Origin of the sequence: Clostridium sp. AF32-12BH (assembly GCF_003477935.1) — a bacterium.
Taxonomy (GTDB): Bacteria; Bacillota; Clostridia; order Lachnospirales; family Lachnospiraceae; genus Brotaphodocola.
Genome location: NZ_QUEH01000024.1, coordinates 21,609 through 40,426 on the forward strand (window position 1 = coordinate 21,609; position 18,818 = coordinate 40,426).

Genomic DNA, 18,818 nt, shown 5'->3' on the forward strand with positions numbered 1-18,818 from the left:
CGTGCTGAAAGATTTATTTCATAAGATATGTGACTTTTTTAAGCGGATCCTGAGTTCCCGTATTTTCGCGTTGGCTCTGGTTTTTACCGGAATGTTTCTGGTCCTTGCGTTCAAATTGTTTGATCTTCAGATTGTGAACGGGGAATCTTATCTGGAAGATTATGTCCAGATGATCGAAAAGACGGTTACAACACCGGGCACCCGCGGAAATATCTATGACCGCAATGGAAAGCTGCTTGCTTACAATGAGCTGGCTTATGCGGTAACCGTACAGGATACGGGAGATTATCCAAGAAGTGCGGGCATGAACGATATGCTGTTAAAATTGATCCGGATCTTAAACAAGCATGGATATCAGGCACAGGGAAAACTTGAAATTGCATTGAATGAAGATGGGGAGATGATCTATACCTCATCCTCGGAAGCGGCAAGAAAGCGTTTTTTGCGTGATTTTTACGGGCGCAAATCGGTTGATGAACTGGACGATGAAAAAGGAAAATATCCAACTGCGGTAACCGCACGGGAACTGATCGAAAAGAAAAAAACTTCCTATGGTCTGGATAAAATGAAGGATGAAAAAGGAAATCCGCGGATCCTTTCTGACGAAGAACTGGTCCAGCTTGTCAATATCCGGTATACGATGTCTCTTGTCGCATATAAAAAATATGAGGCGATCACCATCTGTGACCGTGTGGATGATGAGACCGTCGCAGACCTGATGGAGCATACCGCGGAATTAAAGGGAGTAGAGGTGGCGGAAACCACGATCCGCCGTTATAACGATGCTGTTTATTTTGCACCGATCATAGGCTATACCGGAAAGGTGCAGGAAGACCAGTTGGAGGAATTAAAGAAAACCAACCCGGAATATGAACTCAGTGACATTGTTGGCCGTACTGGTATCGAAGCTTCCATGGAACTGGAACTTCAGGGACATAAAGGCTATAAAAACCTGGTGGTAAATAATGTGGGAAATGTCATGCAGGTGATATCCGAGAGTCAGGCTTCCACGGGAAATGATATTTATCTGACCATTGACCGGGACCTTCAGATCGGTATTTATCATCTGATCGAGCAGCAGTTAGCCGGTATTGTAGCAAAGGCACTGGTAAATCAGGATGTAGATACCTCTGCGATCACGGATTCTTCCAAGATCAGCATTCCGGTAAAGGATGCCTATTATCAGCTGATCAATAACAATGTGCTTTCCTTAAGTCACATGGCTTCCGAAGATGCAGCGGATATTGAACGCCAGATCCAGTCCATTTATACATCATCCAGGGAACAGATCCTGGAACGTCTTCGTTATGAACTGATGAGTGATCACCCAACCTTGATGAAGGATCTGCCTCAAGACATGATGGCGTATATGGCGTACATTTATAACTGGCTGTCGGACAGTACGGTGGGAATTGTCCAGAAAGACCGCATTGACCAGAATGGGGAAAGTTATCAGGCGTGGAAAGACGATGAGATCAGCCTGCGTGATTATATCTATGCAGGTATTTCCGAAAACTGGATTGATACCACAAAACTGAATGTTGCAAGCAAGTATTCCAACGCAGATGATATTTACCAGGTACTGGTCGATTATGTGCTGGAACAGTTAAAGAGCGATGCGAAGTTTACCAAGCGGATCTTCCGCTATCTGATCAACGATCAGGTTATCACCGGACGTCAGCTTTGTCTGGCTCTGTACGCGCAAGGGGTGCTTCCGTATGACGCGAATGAAGTTCAGCTGCTGACGACAAATGGAGAAGAATATGCATTCCAGTTTATCCGGCGCAAGATCCAGAATATTGAACTGACACCAGCGCAGCTGGCTCTGGATCCATGTACCGGAGGTGCCGTGATCACGGATGTCAATACGGGTGAGGTTCGTGCACTGGTCACATATCCGAGTTACGATAATAACCGTCTCTCCGGAAGTGCGGACCCGGCATATATGAGACAGCTGCAGGAAGATCTTTCCCTTCCGCTTTACAATAACGCAACCCAGGCAAAGAAAGCACCGGGTTCTACCTTCAAGCCGATCACGGCGATTGCCGGACTGGAAGAGAAAGTGATCAGCCTTTATGAGACCATCGACTGTACCGGTGAATACAAGGAAGTCGATCCGTCTATCAAGTGCTGGATCTATCCGGGACACCACGGACCATTGAATGTGGTGGGCGGTATCCAGAACTCCTGTAACTATTTCTTTGCAGAAGTGGCACACCGGCTGTCTACAAACCGGGATACGCTGGTTTATTCTACCGACATGGGAGTCGAGACGATCCGCCGTTATGCCAGCATGTTTGGACTGAACCGTCCGTCCGGAATCGAAATTCCAGAGACAACGCCGGAACTTACCACCGAAGATCCGGAGCGTTCTGCCATGGGTCAGGGAACAAATTCCTATTCCAACGTTCAGCTGTCCCGCTATGTTGCAGCACTCGCAAACAGCGGAACGGTGTTTGACCTAAGTCTTCTGGACAAGATGACAGATTCTGAGGGAAATCTGATCAAGGATTACACACCGAACGTAACAGGACATGTGGATATTGCAGATTCTACCTGGGATGCCGTTCATCAGGGAATGCGCGCTGTGGTTACCGATGGTTCGGTAAAGGCTATTTTCAAAGACCTGGAGGTGGAAATTGCCGGAAAGACCGGTACCGCACAGGAGTCAAGAACCAGGGGCAACCATGCATTCTTTATTTCCTACGGACCATACACCAATCCGGAAATCTGCGTCACGGTGAATATTCCTTATGGATATTCTTCTTCAAACGCAGCGGCTGTTGCGAAAAATATTTACCGCTTTTACTACGGATACACCGATCTGGATTCCATTCTTGGCAATGGAGCGCTGGAAGTTTCCAACGTACGGGTCGGAGACTGATCAAAAAAGGAGCGGATGAGATTATGAAAAACAGAATTGTGATCAAGAGCAGCAAAGCAGGCATGACGGTGATTCTGGATCCGGATTGCAGCTTTGAAGATCTGATCGGAGAACTGGCTGTGAAATTTAAGGAGTCGGCCAAATTCTGGGGAAATGTCCAGATGGCGCTGCTTCTGCAGGGGCGGCCACTTACGGCTGCACAGGAAATGCAGATCGTCAATACCATTACGGAAAACTCCGGGATTGAGGTGCTCTGCCTCCTGGATCAGGATCTGGACCGGATCGAACGCTGTGAAAAAGCCCTGAATCAGAAACTGATGGAGCTTTCCGAGCGTACGGGGCAGTTTTATCGCGGAGACTTACACCGCGGCGAATCCATTGAGTCGGAAGCCAGCATTGTGATCATCGGGGATGTACGTCATGGCGCCAGAGTGAGTGCGAAAGGCAATATCATCGTGCTTGGGGAACTGCGGGGGTCGGTCCATGCTGGGGCAGCCGGAAACCGGGATGCCGTGGTGGCAGCCATGGAAATGGCGCCTTTGCAGATTCATATTGCAGACATTTCCTGCCATTATGGGGATAAGGGACGGAAACTCGGCAAGGGTCCTATGGTTGCTTCTGTAGAAAATTGTAGTATTTGTACGAAAGTAATAAAAAAATCTTTCTTAAATATGTTAAATTTCAATTAATACTGGAAATATTTAAGATTATAGGTTAAAATAGAATTTGTAAAATTTTTCAGGAGGCATTTCTATGAGTGAAGTCATGGTAATTACTTCTGGAAAAGGCGGGGTCGGCAAAACCACTACCACCGCAAACATCGGTACAGGTCTGGCACTTTTGGGCTACAGCGTTGTGCTGATCGATACCGATATCGGCCTGCGCAACCTGGATGTTGTGATGGGCCTGGAAAACCGGATCATTTATAATCTGGTCGATGTGGTGGAAGGCAACTGCCGTATGAAGCAGGCCCTGATAAGAGACAAAAGATACCAAAACCTTTACCTGCTGCCATCGGCGCAGACCCGGGACAAGTCCTCTGTAAACCCGGGACAGATGCAAAAGCTGGTGGATGATCTGCGGGAAGAGTTTGACTATGTTCTGCTTGACTGTCCTGCGGGAATCGAGCAGGGGTTTCAGAATGCGATTGCCGGAGCTGACCGGGCACTGGTTGTTACAACCCCGGAAGTTTCCGCCATCCGGGATGCGGATCGTATCATTGGTCTTCTGGAAGCAGCCCGCATGGATGACATCCGTCTGATCGTGAACCGGATCCGCATGGATATGGTACGCAGGGGCGATATGATGTCCGTGGACGATGTGGCGGATATTCTGGCAGTTCCGGTGCTCGGAGCGGTTCCGGATGACGAAGACGTTGTCATATCTGCAAATCAGGGAGAACCGCTGGTGGACACAAGTTCCATGGCGGGGGAAGCCTACTTAAATATCTGCAGAAGAATTTCCGGGGAATCGGTACCGCTTATGGATTTAGAGCCCCACAAAGGAATTCTTGTCCGCATATCCGGCTTTTTGAAGAGGGCGTAGGAGGTGAGCGGATGAGAGTGCCTGGAAGATCCGCAAAGAGTAATTCCGGTGAGATAGCCAGATCCAGGTTGAAACTTCTTCTGGTTTCGGACCAGTCCGGGGTAACCCCGGGAATCATTGGAATGATTCGCGATGACCTGGTGGGCGTATTATCCAGATATGCCCAGATCGATGCTGAGGCTATGGATCTGCGACTGGTACGGCCGGATCCGGAGTGTCAGCAGATTTTTTGGATTACGGCGTCTTTCCCGGTTCGTCAATTTACAATAAAGAGGAATGAAGAATGCTCCTAGATTATAACTTCAGAAATTACAATTACCGTTTATTCCTTTATGTGTTGCTGTTAAATATTACTGGTGTTCTGATTATCCGGAGCGCCTCAAACCAGGATGCTTCCATGGTCTTAAAACAGATCGTGGGAATTTTGGTTGGACTGACAGCAGTTGTTATCTTATCCATTGTTGATTACCACAGAGTGGTTTCTTTTGCACCGCTTATCTATGGTGCCAGCCTTGCATTTTTGCTGGCGGTACTGGTATTCGGTGTAAGCAGGGGTGTGGCACGGCGCTGGCTGGTACTTCCGGTCATTGGCCAGATCCAGCCGTCTGAGTTTGTAAAAATTGGTCTGATCGTTTTTTTTGCCTGGTATTTTTCCAAATACCAGGAGAAGCTGAACCAGTTTAAAATCCTGTTTTTTGCAGGGGTGTTATTTCTGGCAGCATTTGGTCTGATCTTTTTGCAGCCAAACCTTTCGACCAGTCTGGTCACCTTGGTAATCTTTCTCTGCATGCTGTTTGCAGCCGGTTTGAGTTACCGGTGGATTTTGGGAGCCCTGGCGGTCGTGGTTCCATGTGGAGCACTGTTTATTTATCTGCTCCAGTACAACATGGTACCGTTCCTGAAAGAGTATCAGGTACGCCGTATCATGGCATTTATTGATCCGGCAAACTATGCGGAAGCCAATCTCCAGCAGAACAATTCCATCATGGCGATCGGTTCCGGCATGCTGCAGGGAAAAGGACTCAATAACAATACTCTGGCATCGGTAAAGAATGGAAATTTCCTGTCCGAAGAACAGACGGATTTTATTTTCGCCGTCATCGGAGAGGAACTGGGCTTTATCGGCTGCATGGCAGTAATCTTTCTGATCGCACTGACCGTTTATGAATGTCTGATCATGGCAGCGCGGGCAAAAGATCTGATGGGAAGTCTGCTTTGTGTGGGACTTGCATCGCTGCTGGCATTCCAGAGTTTTGCTAATATAGCTGTTGCTACAGGCATCCTCCCCAACACGGGACTGCCGCTTCCTTTTATCAGCTACGGGGTAAGCTCACTGCTGAGTGTATATCTGGGGGTTGGCGTGGTGATGAATGTAGGACTTCAGAGAAAAGTAAGCAACTAATAAAGGAGGGTTCTGTTATGAACATCGGTTTAATCGCACATGATTCCAAAAAGAAGCTGATGCAGAATTTCTGCATTGCATACAGAGGAATTTTGAATAAACATGAGCTGTATGCAACCGGCACTACCGGACGCCTCATTGAAGAGGTAACAAATTTAAATGTACACAAGTATCTGGCTGGTCATTTGGGCGGGCAGCAGCAGCTGGCATCCCAGATTGAGCACAACGATATGGATATGGTGATCTATCTGCGTGATCCGCTGCATCCAAAGACACACGAGCCGGATGTCAACGATGTCGTTCGTCTGTGTGATATCTACAATATTCCTTTTGCAACCAATCTGGCAACGGCAGAGCTTCTGATCAAAGCCCTGGATCGTGGAGATCTGGAATGGCGTGAAGTGTATCGCTAGAGGTGCACGGTTTGAAAAAGAAAAAAGAGATAGCAGTGTTTTGTCTGCTTGTCAGCCTGTGGATTGCCGGCTGCGGCAGACAGACACAGATTACATATGAAAATTTCCGCCTGGAAACCATGGCGGCAGATGCACAGGACCATGCACAGGCGGATTCTTTTGCAAAAAACTTATGCGTCGTTACCGGGGAAGAAGGGGAGGCGGATGCTTCCGTGACAGCGGAAGCAGCAGCTGTTTTTGGTGTAGACACAAAAGAAGTGATCTTCCAGAAGAATCCGTTTGAACGTCTGTATCCGGCCAGCATTACCAAGATCATGACAGCGCTGATCGCAATCCGGGATGGAAATCTGGACGACCAGGTAACGGTGGGTCAGGAAACCGTCATTACGGAGACCGGTGCTTCTCTCGCGCACATCAATCCGGGTGACACGCTTACACTGGAACAGCTTTTATATGGCCTTATGCTTCCTTCCGGAAACGATGCCGGGGCAGCGATTGCCGTATATTTGTCAGGGAGCACCGAGGCATTTGCTGAAAAAATGAATGAGACAGCGCATGCACTTGGGGCAACGGATACCCATTTTGTAAATCCGCACGGACTAAGCGATGAAGATCATTATACAACTGCCTATGATCTGTACCTGATCTTTCAGGAGGCTATGAAATATCCGGAATTCCAGAAAATTGTCGGCACGGTTTCTTATACTGCATCCTATACTGATGCAGGCGGACAGACAAAAACCCAGGAATGGAAGAACAGTAACCAGTATTTGAATGGAAAATCCAAAGCACCGGAAGGCATTACCGTGCTCGGTGGGAAAACCGGTACGACAAGAGCAGCCGGTTCCTGCCTGATTTTGGGATGCCAGGATGAAAACAATAGGGATTATATCTCTGTGGTACTGAAAGCAGAAAGCCGGGACGTCCTCTACGAGAATATGACAAATATTATTGGCAAAATTGTCAATTAGTGATTGCACATTCCATATATTTGTACTATAATTACTTTAATAATAAAAGAATTTTTATACAGATTCAATAAACCCAAGGAGGACACGACTATGGTTCAGATCATTGCAGGCAGAAAAGGCAAAGGAAAAACAAAACATCTGTTGGATATGGCAAACAACGGTATCAAGGCAGCTACCGGTTCCATCGTCTATCTCGACAAAAGTTCCAAACACATGTATGAGCTCAACAACCGGATCCGTCTCATCAATGTAAACGAATACCCGGTATCAACCAGCCAGGGATTCATCGGTTTCATTTGCGGTATCATTTCTCAGGATCACGATATTGAGACTATGTTTTTAGACAGCTTTTTGAAGCTTGCAGGTTTAGAGGGAGAAGACATCAGTGAGACCATTACTACGTTAGAGGGAATCAGCGAGAAGTATAATGTAAACTTTGTTTTAAGCATCTCTATGGACGCAGTAGAAATGCCGGAAAACGCTCAGAAAGACGTAGTGATCTCTCTGTAATACATAATCAGAATTCTTTACAGCCGGGGCGGCAGGTTCTCCCCGGCTGTTTGTGTGACAGCAATTGCGAAAAAACTCCAGTTGTTGCTGCGAAAGAACGATAAACCAGACACCACAGACTGCCAGGAGGAACAGGGCATTGGCGAAAAAAAAGAAGAAATCCAATATCGTAAGATATCGCCGTACACATAATATCAATGTTGGAATGATCATTTTTGCGATTATCTTTATTTATTTGGTTTTCAGTGTTTATACGTATTTAAAAAAAGAAAAGGTTCAGTTTTACGAAGTTGTGGAAGGCAACATCGTAAACGACCGCCAGTATACCGGGATTATCCTCAGGGAGGAACGGGTGGAAAACACAGCTCAGGCAGGATATATTAATTATTACATCCGGGAAGGCAAACGGGCAGCCATTGGTACCCGGATCTATTCCATCGATGAAACCGGTAATATGGCAGAATTGATGCAGGAAAATCCGGATGCAAACATGGGACTGACGGATGCGAACTTAAGCGATGTCAAGCGGCAGCTTTCTTCTTTTTCCATGAGCTACAGCGACCAGAAGTTTGAAAATACCTATGATCTGCAGTATTCTTTGGAGGCGGCAGTGTTAGAATATGCAAACTTCAATGCGCTCGGCAATCTCGACAGCATCATGCAGCAGGCGGGGGCTTCTTTCGTTCAGGTTACAGCTCCGGTATCCGGTGTGGTTTCTTATGCGGTAGATGGCTTTGAAAGCCTGACGGCAGATCAGGTTACGGAAAGTGTATTCGACCGTTCCGGGTATTCCAAGGCAATTACCAAGGCCGGTCAGCTGATTGAACAGTCAGCGCCGGTTTATAAGCTGATCACATCCGATAACTGGAGCATCGTATTTCCGCTTACCGAGGAAGAAAAACAAGAATACAAAGATCAGACACAGCTTCATGTCACGTTTTCGTCAAATGACCTGGACGCGGTTGGTAATTTCTCTGTCATTTCCGGTGCAGATGGCGCTTCCTACGGAAAACTGGATTTGAATCAGTATATGGTGCAGTTTGCGTCAGACCGTTATGTCACGTTTGAAGTAGATACCGAAAAGGCAGACGGACTGAAGATTCCGGTTACTGCGGTTGCTACAAAAGATTTTTACCTGATTCCGCTGGAATATATGGTGCAGGGCGGCGATAGCAGTGATACCGGTTTCATGAAAGAAATTTATACGGAGAGCGGTACTGCAGCTGAGTTTGTGCCAACTACCATATATTATGCAACAGATGAATACTATTACATTGAAATGGGAGAAGACGCGCCTTTGAAGACTGGAGATTATGTGGTAAAACCAGATTCACAGGACCGCTATCAGGTGGGGCAGAGTGCTTCCCTTCAGGGTGTTTACAATATTAATAAGGGTTATGCCGTGTTTAAGCAGATCGAGATCATCAAATCCAACGATGAATATTACTCCATTAAGAAGGGCACGAATTATGGCTTGTCCGTGTATGACCATATTGTGCTGGATGCGAATACGGTATACGAAGGTCAGCTGATCTATCAGTAACCGGTAATTACAGAATTTGGAGGCAGAACAATGAACACCATAAAAGAGCATTTAGAAGAAGTAAGAGAAAATATCAGAAAAGCATGTGAGAAAGCAGGCCGTTCCCCGGAAGAAGTAACCCTGATCGCGGTCAGCAAGACAAAGCCGCTGTTTATGCTGGAAGAGGCGTATGAGGCAGGCGCGCGTGATTTTGGTGAAAATAAAGTCCAGGAGATTTTGGAAAAGTGCCCATGTATGCCGGAAGATGCCCGTTTCCATATGATCGGTCATCTGCAGCGCAACAAAGTAAAACAGGTACTTCCGCATGCTGTTCTGATCCATTCCGTAGATTCCCTGCGTCTTGCAGAACAGATCGACCAGGAGGCAGAGAAACTTGGAATCACGGCAAATATTCTGCTGGAAGTGAATGTGGCAAAAGAGGAGAGCAAATTTGGCATGATGCCGGAAGAGGTGCCGGAAATGGTAGAGCAAATTGCGGCATTTTCCCATCTTCGGATTCAGGGGTTTATGACGATTGCGCCATTCGTGGAGGATCCGGAAAAAAATCGTCCGGTTTTTCGAAAATTATATCAATTATCTGTTGACATCAAAAAGAAAAACATTGATAATGTTAACATGAGTGTCCTTTCAATGGGTATGACTGGGGATTACCAGGTAGCCGTAGAGGAAGGGGCAACCATGATAAGAGTCGGTACCGGAATATTTGGTGCCAGATAAGATTGGAGAGAGAATAGGTTATGAGCATTTTGAGCAAACTGATGGATACCATGCGTTTTAGTCCGGATGAGGACGAAGAATACTTTGGTCCTGATGAAGATTATGAGGCAGAAAAGCCTGCCAAAAGGGGGCGTTTCCCGGCACGTGATGATTCAGAAAGTTACGATGACGGGGGCGATGAAAAACCAAGATTCTTCTCTCGCTCTTCCAAAGTAGTTCCGATGAAGCGCAGCATGGAAGTATCCATGGTGAAACCTACTTCCATCGAGGACGCAAGAGAAATTTGTGATTATCTGCTGGCCGGTAAGGCGGTAGTTCTGAATATGGAAGGAATCCACACGGAGGTCGCACAGCGCATCATTGATTTTACATCAGGCGCAACCTACTCCATGAACGGAAATCTCCAGAAAATTTCCAGTTATATCTTTATTGCCACACCAGAATCCGTTGAACTTTCCGGAGATTTTCAGGAAATGATCGGGAATGGAGCACTGGACGTATCAGGACTGAACATCCGTTTATAAGAAGCAGACGTAACTGTTTGGCAGGCCTGCACAGTTACAAGCAGACAAAGCAGGTTACATACCTTTTGAGAAGAAGGAACAGGGGTACAGACAATTTTCCGACGGACTGGAAGGAAAATTGTCTGTATTTCTTTATGGCACAGCAGGAGGGTACCGGAGGTATCTTTTGCTGATTTCATTAGAAGAGGAGTACAGCTACCATGAGTGATCGTATGACAGTACATCGGGATGGAAAACCCATTTATGATATTGTAATGGAAGAAAATTATGACAAACTGGGGAAAGAAGTTGCTTCTCTTTCCGTTCAGGATCGAAGACTTTGTGTCGTAACAGACAGTACTGTGGCAGAGCTTTACAGTGAAACGGTGATCCGTCAGCTGCAGCCGGTTTGCAAAGAAGTGCATCTGTTTGTCTTTGAAGCAGGAGAGGCACATAAGAACCTGGATACCGTTCGGAGTTTATATGAATTTCTGATCCAGAATCAGTATGACCGGAATGATATGCTGGTTGCGCTTGGCGGCGGAGTGGTGGGAGATCTCTGCGGATTTACGGCTGCCACCTATCTGCGTGGTATCCGTTTTATCCAGGTACCAACGACACTGCTTTCCCAGGTAGATTCCAGCATTGGCGGAAAAACGGGAGTAGATTTTGATGCTTATAAAAATATGGTAGGCGCTTTCCATATGCCGCAGCTTGTATACACAGCAGCTTCCAGTCTTCTGACACTGACGAAAGAGCAGTTTGCCTGCGGCATGGGCGAGGTGATCAAGCATGGACTGATCATGGACGCAGATTACTACGAGTGGCTGCAGGAGCATCGGGAAGAAATTCTTGCAAGAGATCTGTCCGTCTGCGAGCAGATGATCCTGATCAGCTGCCGGATCAAGCGCGATGTGGTAGAACAGGATCCGACAGAACAGGGAATTCGTGGAATCCTGAATTTCGGGCATACATTGGGGCATGCCATCGAGAAGCTGATGAACTTTCATCTGCTTCACGGACAGTGTGTAGCCCTGGGCAGTGTGGCGGCAGCTTATTTGTCTGCAAAACGTGGTGAGATCACCATGGATGAGGCAGTACAGATCCGAAAGACGTTTGAAGCGTTTGACCTCCCGGTTTCTATCGGCGGTTTTGAACTTTCAGAAGATGAAATCATTGCTGCGACAAAGAACGATAAAAAAATGGATTCCGGAAAGATCAAATTTATCCTGCTTCACCGGATTGGCGAAGCATTTATTGACCGGACCGTGACAGATGTACAGATGAAAGAGAGCCTGGAGTGGCTGATGGGAGGAACCGATGAAAACGAAGGGATTTAATTTGCTTTCCTGGGCGGCGTTAAGTCTGGCACTGGTACTTTTGGATCAGTATACCAAGCTTCTGGCAGTAGCACATTTAAAAGGAAAAACTCCGTTTGTGATCATGGATGGGGTTTTTGAGCTGCTTTATTCTGAAAATCGTGGTGCTGCATTCGGCATGCTGCAGGGCAGACAGGGCTTTTTCTTTTTGATCGGTGCGGTGGTTCTGGCAGCGGCGATTTATGTGATGTGGCGTATGCCGGGCTGGAGCAATCTGCGCTATACAGCGCTTCGTCTTTGCACGATCTTCATTACGGCCGGAGCACTTGGCAACATGGTAGACCGTACAACCCAGGGGTACGTTGTGGATTTTTTATACTTTAAACTGATCGATTTCCCAATTTTTAATGTAGCAGATATTTACGTAACGACAGCTACGGCAGCGCTGCTGGTTTTCCTTTGCTTCTATTATAAAGAGGAAGACCTTGTTATCTTTGAATGGAAGAAAGGGGAACGCCGTTGACTTATGAATTGACTGTACAGAATGGTGCGGGACAGCGGATCGATAAATATTTAAGCGAACAGCTGGCGGATCTGTCCCGTTCCTATTTGCAAAAGCTTTTAAAAGACGGGGGCGTGGAAGTGAACGGAAAACCGGTGAAAAGCAACTATAAGCTTTCCGAAGACGATGCAATCCGCCTGGAAGTGCCGGAAGCAGTAGAGCCGGAAATAGAAGCAGAGGATATGGACCTGGATATCTTATATGAAGATCAGGATATTATTCTGGTCAATAAGCCGAAAGGAATGGTGGTCCATCCGGCAGCAGGTCATTATAGCGGAACGCTGGTAAACGGTTTGATGCATCACTGCAAAGATGAACTTTCCGGAATCAATGGTGTGATGCGTCCCGGAATTGTCCACCGGATCGATATGGATACGACCGGTGTCCTGATCGTCTGCAAAAACGACAAAGCACACAATGCAATTGCCGAACAGCTGAAAGTTCATTCCATTACCCGGAAGTATTATGCGATTGTCCATGGTGTCATCAAGGAGGACGATGGTACGGTCAATGCGCCGATCGGACGTCACCCGGTTGATCGCAAGAAGATGAGCATCAACCAGAAAAACGGAAAAGAAGCTGTGACACATTACCATGTTCTGAAGCGGTTCAGGCGCTTTACATTTGTGGAATGTCAGTTGGAGACCGGACGTACCCATCAGATCCGGGTACATATGGCAAGCATTGGTCATCCGCTTTTGGGGGATCAGGTTTATGGACCTGCGAAAGTGCCGTTTTCCGGACTCCAGGGACAGACACTTCATGCGGGGGTGCTGGGAATTATCCATCCGGCTACGGGAGAATATATGGAATTTCGGGCACCTCTCCCGGAATATTTTGAAAAGCTCCTGCGAAAGCTCGAGAAGGATTAGTTCAGATTACCAGAGGTCTTAAAAATATTCTGAAAATATACAAAATGAGCTAAAATGTTACTATACTATTTGCGCTTTTTGTGCTATAATCTAATTAATAAAAGAATTTGAATTACACCATGTGTATGCTGAAAGGAGAAGATCGTATGAGAGGAAATCTTGTTATTACAATTGGACGTCAGTGTGGAAGCGGCGGTAAGATGATCGGTCAGAAAATTGCTGAAAAGCTTGGTGTAAAGTGTTACGATAAAGAACTTCTTACCAGGGCAGCAAAGGAAAGCGGCTTATGCGAAGAACTGTTTGAGACACATGACGAAAAGCCGACCAGCAGCTTTTTGTATTCTCTGGTCATGGATACTTATTCTCTCGGTTATACCACATCCGCATATATGGATATGCCGATCAACCACAAAATTTTCCTGGCACAGTTTGATACCATTAAAAAACTGGCAAAGGAAGAATCCTGTGTGATCGTAGGACGTTGTGCAGACTATGCGCTGGCAGATTATCCGAATACCGTGTCGATTTTCATTACCGGCAACGATGAAAATAAGCTGCAGAGCATCAAGGACCTGTACCATGTAGATGATGCAAAAGCGAAAGACATCATGGTAAAGACGGATAAAAAGCGTTCCAGCTATTACAATTATTACTCCAGCAAAAAGTGGGGCGATTCCAGGAGCTACGATATGTGCATCAACAGTTCTGTGCTTGGACCGGATGCTACCGCTGACATGATCATTGCTTTTGCAAAGGCAAAGGAAGCGCAGAACAAAGAAAACGCATAAATTGTAACAGATGTAAAAGAAAATTAATACTTTTTTCACATCTATCGCTTAAAATATCAGGCAAGGTATGATATACTGAAAAGTAGCTTAAATGAGGAGAAATACCATGTCTGAAGAAAAGAAAGACTATACCCAGATTCTAAAAAGAGCCAGAAGGCGCAGAAAGAGAGCGAAGTACCTGCATTACGCAGGCATCGGAGTCATCCTGCTCCTTCTGGCTTTGTGTATCGTAATGTTTGCAAAAAAAGAAAGTTTCCCTGTCCTTTCCAGAAACTCCGGGAAAGCGGAAGCTGGTGCCACTGCGTCCAATGCGCAGGAAGAGATATCCGGTGCCGAAGAGGCAGAAGCACTTTCCATAGACACAGAAGGGCAGGCTGACCAGGAAGACCTGGCGGCAAAACAGGCAGTTGTGGATTCGTATCAGAATCTTGGTCTGGTGCAGGTATCCGGATATTTGAATGTCCGGGAAACGCCGGGATCAGATGGCAATATCATTGGAAAGCTGGAGCAGAACAGTGCCTGTGAAATCTTAGGCACGGAGGGGGACTGGGACCATATTACGTCTGGCGGAATAGAAGGTTACATTCATAACCAGTATGTGATCAGTGGCGATGAGGCCCGCTCGCAGGCGCTTTCCTATGTTACAAAGATGGCAATTATCCAGGCCGATAAACTGAATATCCGCCAGGAACCGGTGCTGGATCCGGCAAATGTGGTGGGACAGGCACTGATGAATGAACGTTATCCGGTGGAGGATGAGCAAAACGGCTGGGTGAAGATTGACGAGGGTTATATTTCTACAGAGTTTGTGACGGTAGAATTTGCCTTAAATGAAGCCAGAAAGCTTGACCTGAAGACCATGGCGTTAAACCAGTATGATAATCTGGTCATTTCGAAGGTGAACAACTACCTGAATATCCGCAAGGAACCAAGTACGGATTCTTCAGCGAATATCATCGGTAAGTTCCCGAGCAAGGCTGCAGGAGAAATCCTGGAGACAGTGGATGGTTGGTACAAGATCAAGTCTGGCTCCATCACTGGCTATATTACAGCAGATCCGCAGTATGTGGCAGTTGGCCAGGAGGCAAAAGATCTGGCAGTCGGTGCAGCTTCCCTGATGGCAATCGTAACCACCGACCGTTTAAATGTCCGGGCAGAGCCGAACACGGATGCGAAGATCTGGACCCAGATTTCCAAAGAAGAGCGCTACAATGTAGTTTCCCAGCTGGACGGCTGGGTCGAGATCGAGCTGGACACCGGTGATGGTGACGGCGGCGAGTCAGCCGATAATGCGTATATTTCCACACGCGATAATAACGTCGAGGTGCGTTATGCGTTAAACGAAGCGATCAAATTCTCACCGCTTGAGGAAAAAGCAAACCAGTCTGCATCCCTGCGCAGCCAGGTAGTCAACTATGCGCTGCAATTTGTGGGCGGACGGTACGTCTGGGGCGGCAATGACCCGCATACCGGTGCAGACTGTTCTGGATTTGTGAGGTATGTGCTGAGCCATGTGGCGGGGGTTGGTCTTCCAAGAACCTCCAGAGAACAGGCAAAAGCCGGCCGTTCCATAAAATCCAGTGAAATGCGCCCGGGAGACCTGATCTTCTATACCAACAGCAAAGGAACGGTCAACCATGTAGCCATGTATATTGGAAACGGCCAGATTGTCCATGCGGCAAGCCGCAGGAGTGGAATCAAGATTTCTACCTGGAATTACCGCACACCGAAGACCATCCGGTCTTTCCTGGATTAAAAGAAAAAGAATTCTTCCCAAAGGCAGGATGCTGTGGGAAGAATTCTTTTTTTGAACTAAAAAAATCACTTGGTATCAGAAAACACAGTCCCATGCAGGAACGGCTTTTCTGCTTCGGTCAGGATATGGATGAAATCACGCATATATTTTGTGAGATATAGGTCTTTTCTGTGACAGAGATAAAAGCTTCGCTGGTTCTCAATTCCCTTGATCGGGTAAACTGCACAGTATGGATAAAGCTCCGGTGACATTTCAATATAGTTGATCGGACAGATCATGACGGCATCACAGGCGATGGCGGTCCGCTTGCCAACTTCAATGTTTGTAGTCTGCAGCAGGATGTCTGGCTGCATATCGTATGTGGCAAAGAGCTGCTTTTGCACTGTGTTCACGTTATGCCCGGGACGGCTGGAAATGAATTTCTCATTTTTTGCCTCGCTGATCTCGATCGGGGTCCCGGAAGGAATCCGCTTAGCAAGATCGGTATTACGGCTGGTCAAAAGGACCAGATCCTCATCTTCGATCAAGACATAATTTAATTCTTCATGCTTGGGATAGGTGGTCAGGCAGGCCAGATCGATGGAACCCTCCAGCAGCATGGATTCTGTGATGGAGGAACCGTGTTCTTGCAGATCAATGTCGACGAACGGATATTTTTTCATAAACCGGGGAAGCACATAGGGAAGCACTTGCATGGCACGCTGGACCGGAATTCCGAGCTTCAGACAGCCGTGATCTTCATGGTTGATCTCGTCGATCTCTTTTTGGAGGTTGTTGTTGATCGTAAGGATCTGTTTGGCGGCCTCGATGTACTTCTCACCTGCGTAGGTCAGCGTGATCGGATCGGTGGAGCGGTTGAAGATGGCAGTGCCGAGATTGGTTTCCACCAGCTTGATCATCTGGCTTAATGAGGGCTGGGAAATATATAGCTTTTTAGCAGCTGCCGTGATGCTTCCCTCCTGCATGACGGTCAGCATATACTGTGCATGTTTGATATTCATGTAATACCTCTTTTATAATAAAAATATTATAAAACCCATAACAAAATTTGTAGTTGTACGGAAACTAGATTATGATACCATAAAAATAGTGAATATTCAACGAGAAATCATAAGGGACAAAATCCTGTTTCGGTTGAATTGCACAATGAAAGGAGGAACGCGCATGAAAAATGCGGTTGGACGGGAAATTCCGGATGAGATTTTACAGCGCTATGGAAAGGAAGGCTACAAAGGAGCTTATGCCCGGGATGGTGTACGCTACCGGAAAGCGGCGCCTGCTGTGAAGGGCTATGTGGATCCCAAACAGAGTAAGCTGGTACCTTCCATTCGTGAAACATTGTTAAAATGCGGCATCCGGGATGGCATGGTGCTTTCTTTTCATCATCATTTTCGTGATGGTGATTATGTAGTCAATATGGTTATGAAGGAAGTGGCAGCGCTTGGCGTGAAAGATATTACGATTTGTGCCAGCTCACTTGGCGCGGCACATGACCCGGTAGCTGATCTCATAGAAGAGGGTGTGGTGACTGGCATTCAGTCTTCTGGTGTGCGCGGACGTATTGGTGAGGCCATTTCCCACGGCAAGCTGAAAAATCCGGCTATTATCCGTTCTCATGGAGGAAGAGTGCGGGCTATCGAAGAAGGGGATGTTCATATTGACATTGCGTTTATCGGTGCGCCGACTTCGGATGAATATGGCAACGCAAGGGCAGTCGGTGGTAAGAGCGACTGCGGTGTACTGTCTTATTCCATGGTCGATGCAAAGTATGCGGACAATGTGGTAGTTGTTACAGACTGTCTGGTTCCGGCACCAAACTTCCCACCGAGTATTTCCATGGTAGACGTGGATTATGTCTGTGTGGTAGATGAAATCGGCAACCCGGGCAAGATTGTCAGCAATGTGGTTCGTATGACGAAAGATGTACGGGAACTGATGATGGCACAGTACTGCGCGCAGATTATTGCAAAATCCCCGTATTTTAAAGATGGTTTTTCGTTCCAGACTGGCGGCGGTGGCGCTTCCCTGGCGGTTAATACCATGCTGCGTCCGATCATGCTGGAAAAAGGAATCCATATGGGCTTTGCGATCGGCGGCATCACCAAGCCAATCTGCGATCTTCTGGAGGAAGGACTGGTGCGCAACATTGTCGATGCGCAGGATTTTGACCTTGGTGCGATCGAATCCATCAAGAAGAATCCGAACCATTATGAGATTTCGACTTCTGAGTATGCCAATCCTATGAACAAGGGCGCTTTCGTCAATCAGCTGGATTTTGTTATCCTGGGTGCACTGGAAGTGGATGTGGACTTTAATGTCAATGTAGTGACCGGCTCGGATGGTATCGTGAGAGGAGCACCGGGCGGACATCCGGATACTGCGGCAGGCTCAAACTGCTCCATTATCGTCGCACCGCTGGTACGTGGACGCATTCCGACCATCTGTGACAAGGTAGTTACCGTGGTAACCCCGGGCGAGGTGGTCGATGTCGTGGTAACCGATTACGGTATTGCCATCAATCCACGAAGACAGGATCTGATCGAAGTATACAAAGATTCCGGCCTGCCGATCAAAACCATTGAGGAGCTGCGTGATATTGCATACTCAATCGTGGGAATACCGGAAGAAATCCAGTTTGAGGACCAGGTGGTCGGCATCATTGAGAGCCGGGATGGCACCATCATGGATGTGGTGCGCAAGAGCAAACCATATACCTTTGATGACTAAAATTCACTATAAACAAAACGCAATACATGCATAGGAAAAAAATTATCAAATACTAAAAAACCATAGGCATAAGCCTATGCATGCTATAAGAATTTAAGTATTTGAATCGGATGTCGGTCAGTGATAAACTGGAAACGATGTAAATAGCAGGGGCTGCAATTGCATCCCCTGTTTTTTCTTTTTGTATAAAAGGAGGATAAAAATGGAAGTAAAGAAAGCTGCCATGGCAGGAACCCTGGAGTCTAGTGACGCCCAGGTAACCGTAGAGCCGGGAAATGGTACCGTAGAGCTTTCCATCGAGAGCAG

Annotated in this window: 18 protein-coding genes and 1 pseudogene; 18 read left to right on the plus strand and 1 reads right to left on the minus strand. The window is 46.9% G+C overall.

All coding sequences use genetic code 11. From position 1 onward, the window contains the following. Position 1: 1 nt before the first annotated feature. From DWZ40_RS17860 to DWZ40_RS17935, 16 genes are all read left to right on the plus strand, one after another. Positions 2 to 2,884: a penicillin-binding transpeptidase domain-containing protein gene (locus DWZ40_RS17860; RefSeq protein ID WP_243035385.1), complete on the plus strand. Its 2,883-nt coding sequence runs from the start codon at positions 2 to 4 to the stop codon at positions 2,882 to 2,884. 23 nt (positions 2,885 to 2,907) lie between these two features. After that, positions 2,908 to 3,573, plus strand: coding sequence for a septum site-determining protein MinC (locus DWZ40_RS17865; RefSeq protein ID WP_118544206.1), 666 nt, complete (start codon positions 2,908 to 2,910; stop codon positions 3,571 to 3,573). Between the two features lie 64 nt (positions 3,574 to 3,637). Next, positions 3,638 to 4,429, plus strand: a complete 792-nt coding sequence (gene minD / locus DWZ40_RS17870) for a septum site-determining protein MinD (protein ID WP_118544207.1) — start codon at positions 3,638 to 3,640, stop codon at positions 4,427 to 4,429. Positions 4,430 to 4,440: 11 nt separating this feature from the next. Then, positions 4,441 to 4,722, plus strand: a complete 282-nt coding sequence (locus tag DWZ40_RS17875; protein ID WP_118544208.1) for a cell division topological specificity factor MinE — start codon at positions 4,441 to 4,443, stop codon at positions 4,720 to 4,722. Then, positions 4,713 to 5,831, plus strand: coding sequence for an FtsW/RodA/SpoVE family cell cycle protein (locus DWZ40_RS17880; protein ID WP_118544209.1), 1,119 nt, complete (start codon positions 4,713 to 4,715; stop codon positions 5,829 to 5,831). The genes DWZ40_RS17875 and DWZ40_RS17880 overlap by 10 nt, the downstream gene beginning before the upstream one ends. Positions 5,832 to 5,848: 17 nt before the next feature. Next, positions 5,849 to 6,244, plus strand: a complete 396-nt coding sequence (gene mgsA / locus DWZ40_RS17885; RefSeq protein WP_118544210.1) for a methylglyoxal synthase — start codon at positions 5,849 to 5,851, stop codon at positions 6,242 to 6,244. An 11-nt stretch (positions 6,245 to 6,255) separates the two neighbouring features. Then, positions 6,256 to 7,215 carry a D-alanyl-D-alanine carboxypeptidase family protein gene (locus tag DWZ40_RS17890; protein WP_347560124.1) on the plus strand — a complete coding sequence of 320 codons (960 nt, stop codon included), beginning with the start codon at positions 6,256 to 6,258 and terminating at the stop codon, positions 7,213 to 7,215. Between the two features lie 90 nt (positions 7,216 to 7,305). Beyond that, complete coding sequence (locus tag DWZ40_RS17895; RefSeq protein WP_118544211.1) at positions 7,306 to 7,725, plus strand: twitching motility protein PilT; 420 nt, start codon at positions 7,306 to 7,308, stop codon at positions 7,723 to 7,725. A gap of 139 nt (positions 7,726 to 7,864) precedes the next feature. Next, entirely contained in the window at positions 7,865 to 9,268 is a 1,404-nt protein-coding gene (locus DWZ40_RS17900; protein WP_118544212.1) for an HlyD family efflux transporter periplasmic adaptor subunit, read from the plus strand. A 30-nt stretch (positions 9,269 to 9,298) separates the two neighbouring features. Continuing rightward, on the plus strand, positions 9,299 to 9,985 hold the full coding sequence (locus DWZ40_RS17905) for a YggS family pyridoxal phosphate-dependent enzyme (RefSeq protein WP_118544213.1): 687 nt from the start codon (positions 9,299 to 9,301) through the stop codon (positions 9,983 to 9,985). Between the two features lie 20 nt (positions 9,986 to 10,005). Continuing rightward, positions 10,006 to 10,509, plus strand: a complete 504-nt coding sequence (sepF, locus tag DWZ40_RS17910) for a cell division protein SepF (protein ID WP_118544214.1) — start codon at positions 10,006 to 10,008, stop codon at positions 10,507 to 10,509. A gap of 200 nt (positions 10,510 to 10,709) precedes the next feature. Beyond that, positions 10,710 to 11,828 carry a 3-dehydroquinate synthase gene (aroB, locus tag DWZ40_RS17915; RefSeq protein WP_118544215.1) on the plus strand — a complete coding sequence of 373 codons (1,119 nt, stop codon included), beginning with the start codon at positions 10,710 to 10,712 and terminating at the stop codon, positions 11,826 to 11,828. Further along, positions 11,809 to 12,330: a signal peptidase II gene (lspA, locus tag DWZ40_RS17920; RefSeq protein WP_118544216.1), complete on the plus strand. Its 522-nt coding sequence runs from the start codon at positions 11,809 to 11,811 to the stop codon at positions 12,328 to 12,330. The genes aroB and lspA overlap by 20 nt, the downstream gene beginning before the upstream one ends. Further along, the gene (locus DWZ40_RS17925) at positions 12,306 to 13,241 is read left to right on the plus strand and encodes an RluA family pseudouridine synthase (RefSeq protein WP_118544217.1); all 936 of its coding nucleotides are present in this window, start codon (positions 12,306 to 12,308) and stop codon (positions 13,239 to 13,241) included. Before lspA ends, DWZ40_RS17925 begins: the two co-directional genes overlap by 25 nt. A gap of 125 nt (positions 13,242 to 13,366) precedes the next feature. Further along, the gene (locus DWZ40_RS17930) at positions 13,367 to 14,029 is read left to right on the plus strand and encodes a cytidylate kinase-like family protein (protein ID WP_182430440.1); all 663 of its coding nucleotides are present in this window, start codon (positions 13,367 to 13,369) and stop codon (positions 14,027 to 14,029) included. Positions 14,030 to 14,135: 106 nt separating this feature from the next. After that, the gene (locus tag DWZ40_RS17935; RefSeq protein ID WP_182431785.1) at positions 14,136 to 15,785 is read left to right on the plus strand and encodes a C40 family peptidase; all 1,650 of its coding nucleotides are present in this window, start codon (positions 14,136 to 14,138) and stop codon (positions 15,783 to 15,785) included. Between the two features lie 65 nt (positions 15,786 to 15,850). Here DWZ40_RS17935 and DWZ40_RS17940 read toward each other — a convergent pair whose 3' ends face one another. Continuing rightward, complete coding sequence (locus DWZ40_RS17940) at positions 15,851 to 16,786, minus strand: LysR family transcriptional regulator (RefSeq protein ID WP_118544220.1); 936 nt, start codon at positions 16,784 to 16,786, stop codon at positions 15,851 to 15,853. Positions 16,787 to 16,949: 163 nt separating this feature from the next. On the opposite strand from DWZ40_RS17940, the gene citF reads away from it, so the two are divergent. Beyond that, on the plus strand, positions 16,950 to 18,512 hold the full coding sequence (citF, locus tag DWZ40_RS17945; RefSeq protein ID WP_118544221.1) for a citrate lyase subunit alpha: 1,563 nt from the start codon (positions 16,950 to 16,952) through the stop codon (positions 18,510 to 18,512). 202 nt (positions 18,513 to 18,714) lie between these two features. Further along, a pseudogene (locus DWZ40_RS17950) lies at positions 18,715 to 18,818 on the plus strand (citrate lyase acyl carrier protein); the annotation flags it as partial.

Coding starts and splice junctions, on each gene's coding strand:
- DWZ40_RS17865 (WP_118544206.1), top strand. CDS start 2,908: ATGAAAAACAGAATTGTGATCAAGAGCAGCAAAGCAGGCATGACGGTG.
- minD (WP_118544207.1), top strand. CDS start 3,638: ATGAGTGAAGTCATGGTAATTACTTCTGGAAAAGGCGGGGTCGGCAAA.
- DWZ40_RS17875 (WP_118544208.1), top strand. CDS start 4,441: ATGAGAGTGCCTGGAAGATCCGCAAAGAGTAATTCCGGTGAGATAGCC.
- DWZ40_RS17880 (WP_118544209.1), top strand. CDS start 4,713: ATGCTCCTAGATTATAACTTCAGAAATTACAATTACCGTTTATTCCTT.
- mgsA (WP_118544210.1), top strand. CDS start 5,849: ATGAACATCGGTTTAATCGCACATGATTCCAAAAAGAAGCTGATGCAG.
- DWZ40_RS17895 (WP_118544211.1), top strand. CDS start 7,306: ATGGTTCAGATCATTGCAGGCAGAAAAGGCAAAGGAAAAACAAAACAT.
- DWZ40_RS17905 (WP_118544213.1), top strand. CDS start 9,299: ATGAACACCATAAAAGAGCATTTAGAAGAAGTAAGAGAAAATATCAGA.
- sepF (WP_118544214.1), top strand. CDS start 10,006: ATGAGCATTTTGAGCAAACTGATGGATACCATGCGTTTTAGTCCGGAT.
- aroB (WP_118544215.1), top strand. CDS start 10,710: ATGAGTGATCGTATGACAGTACATCGGGATGGAAAACCCATTTATGAT.
- lspA (WP_118544216.1), top strand. CDS start 11,809: ATGAAAACGAAGGGATTTAATTTGCTTTCCTGGGCGGCGTTAAGTCTG.
- DWZ40_RS17925 (WP_118544217.1), top strand. CDS start 12,306: ATGGAAGAAAGGGGAACGCCGTTGACTTATGAATTGACTGTACAGAAT.
- DWZ40_RS17930 (WP_182430440.1), top strand. CDS start 13,367: ATGCTGAAAGGAGAAGATCGTATGAGAGGAAATCTTGTTATTACAATT.
- DWZ40_RS17935 (WP_182431785.1), top strand. CDS start 14,136: ATGTCTGAAGAAAAGAAAGACTATACCCAGATTCTAAAAAGAGCCAGA.
- DWZ40_RS17940 (WP_118544220.1), bottom strand. CDS start 16,786: ATGAATATCAAACATGCACAGTATATGCTGACCGTCATGCAGGAGGGA.
- citF (WP_118544221.1), top strand. CDS start 16,950: ATGAAAAATGCGGTTGGACGGGAAATTCCGGATGAGATTTTACAGCGC.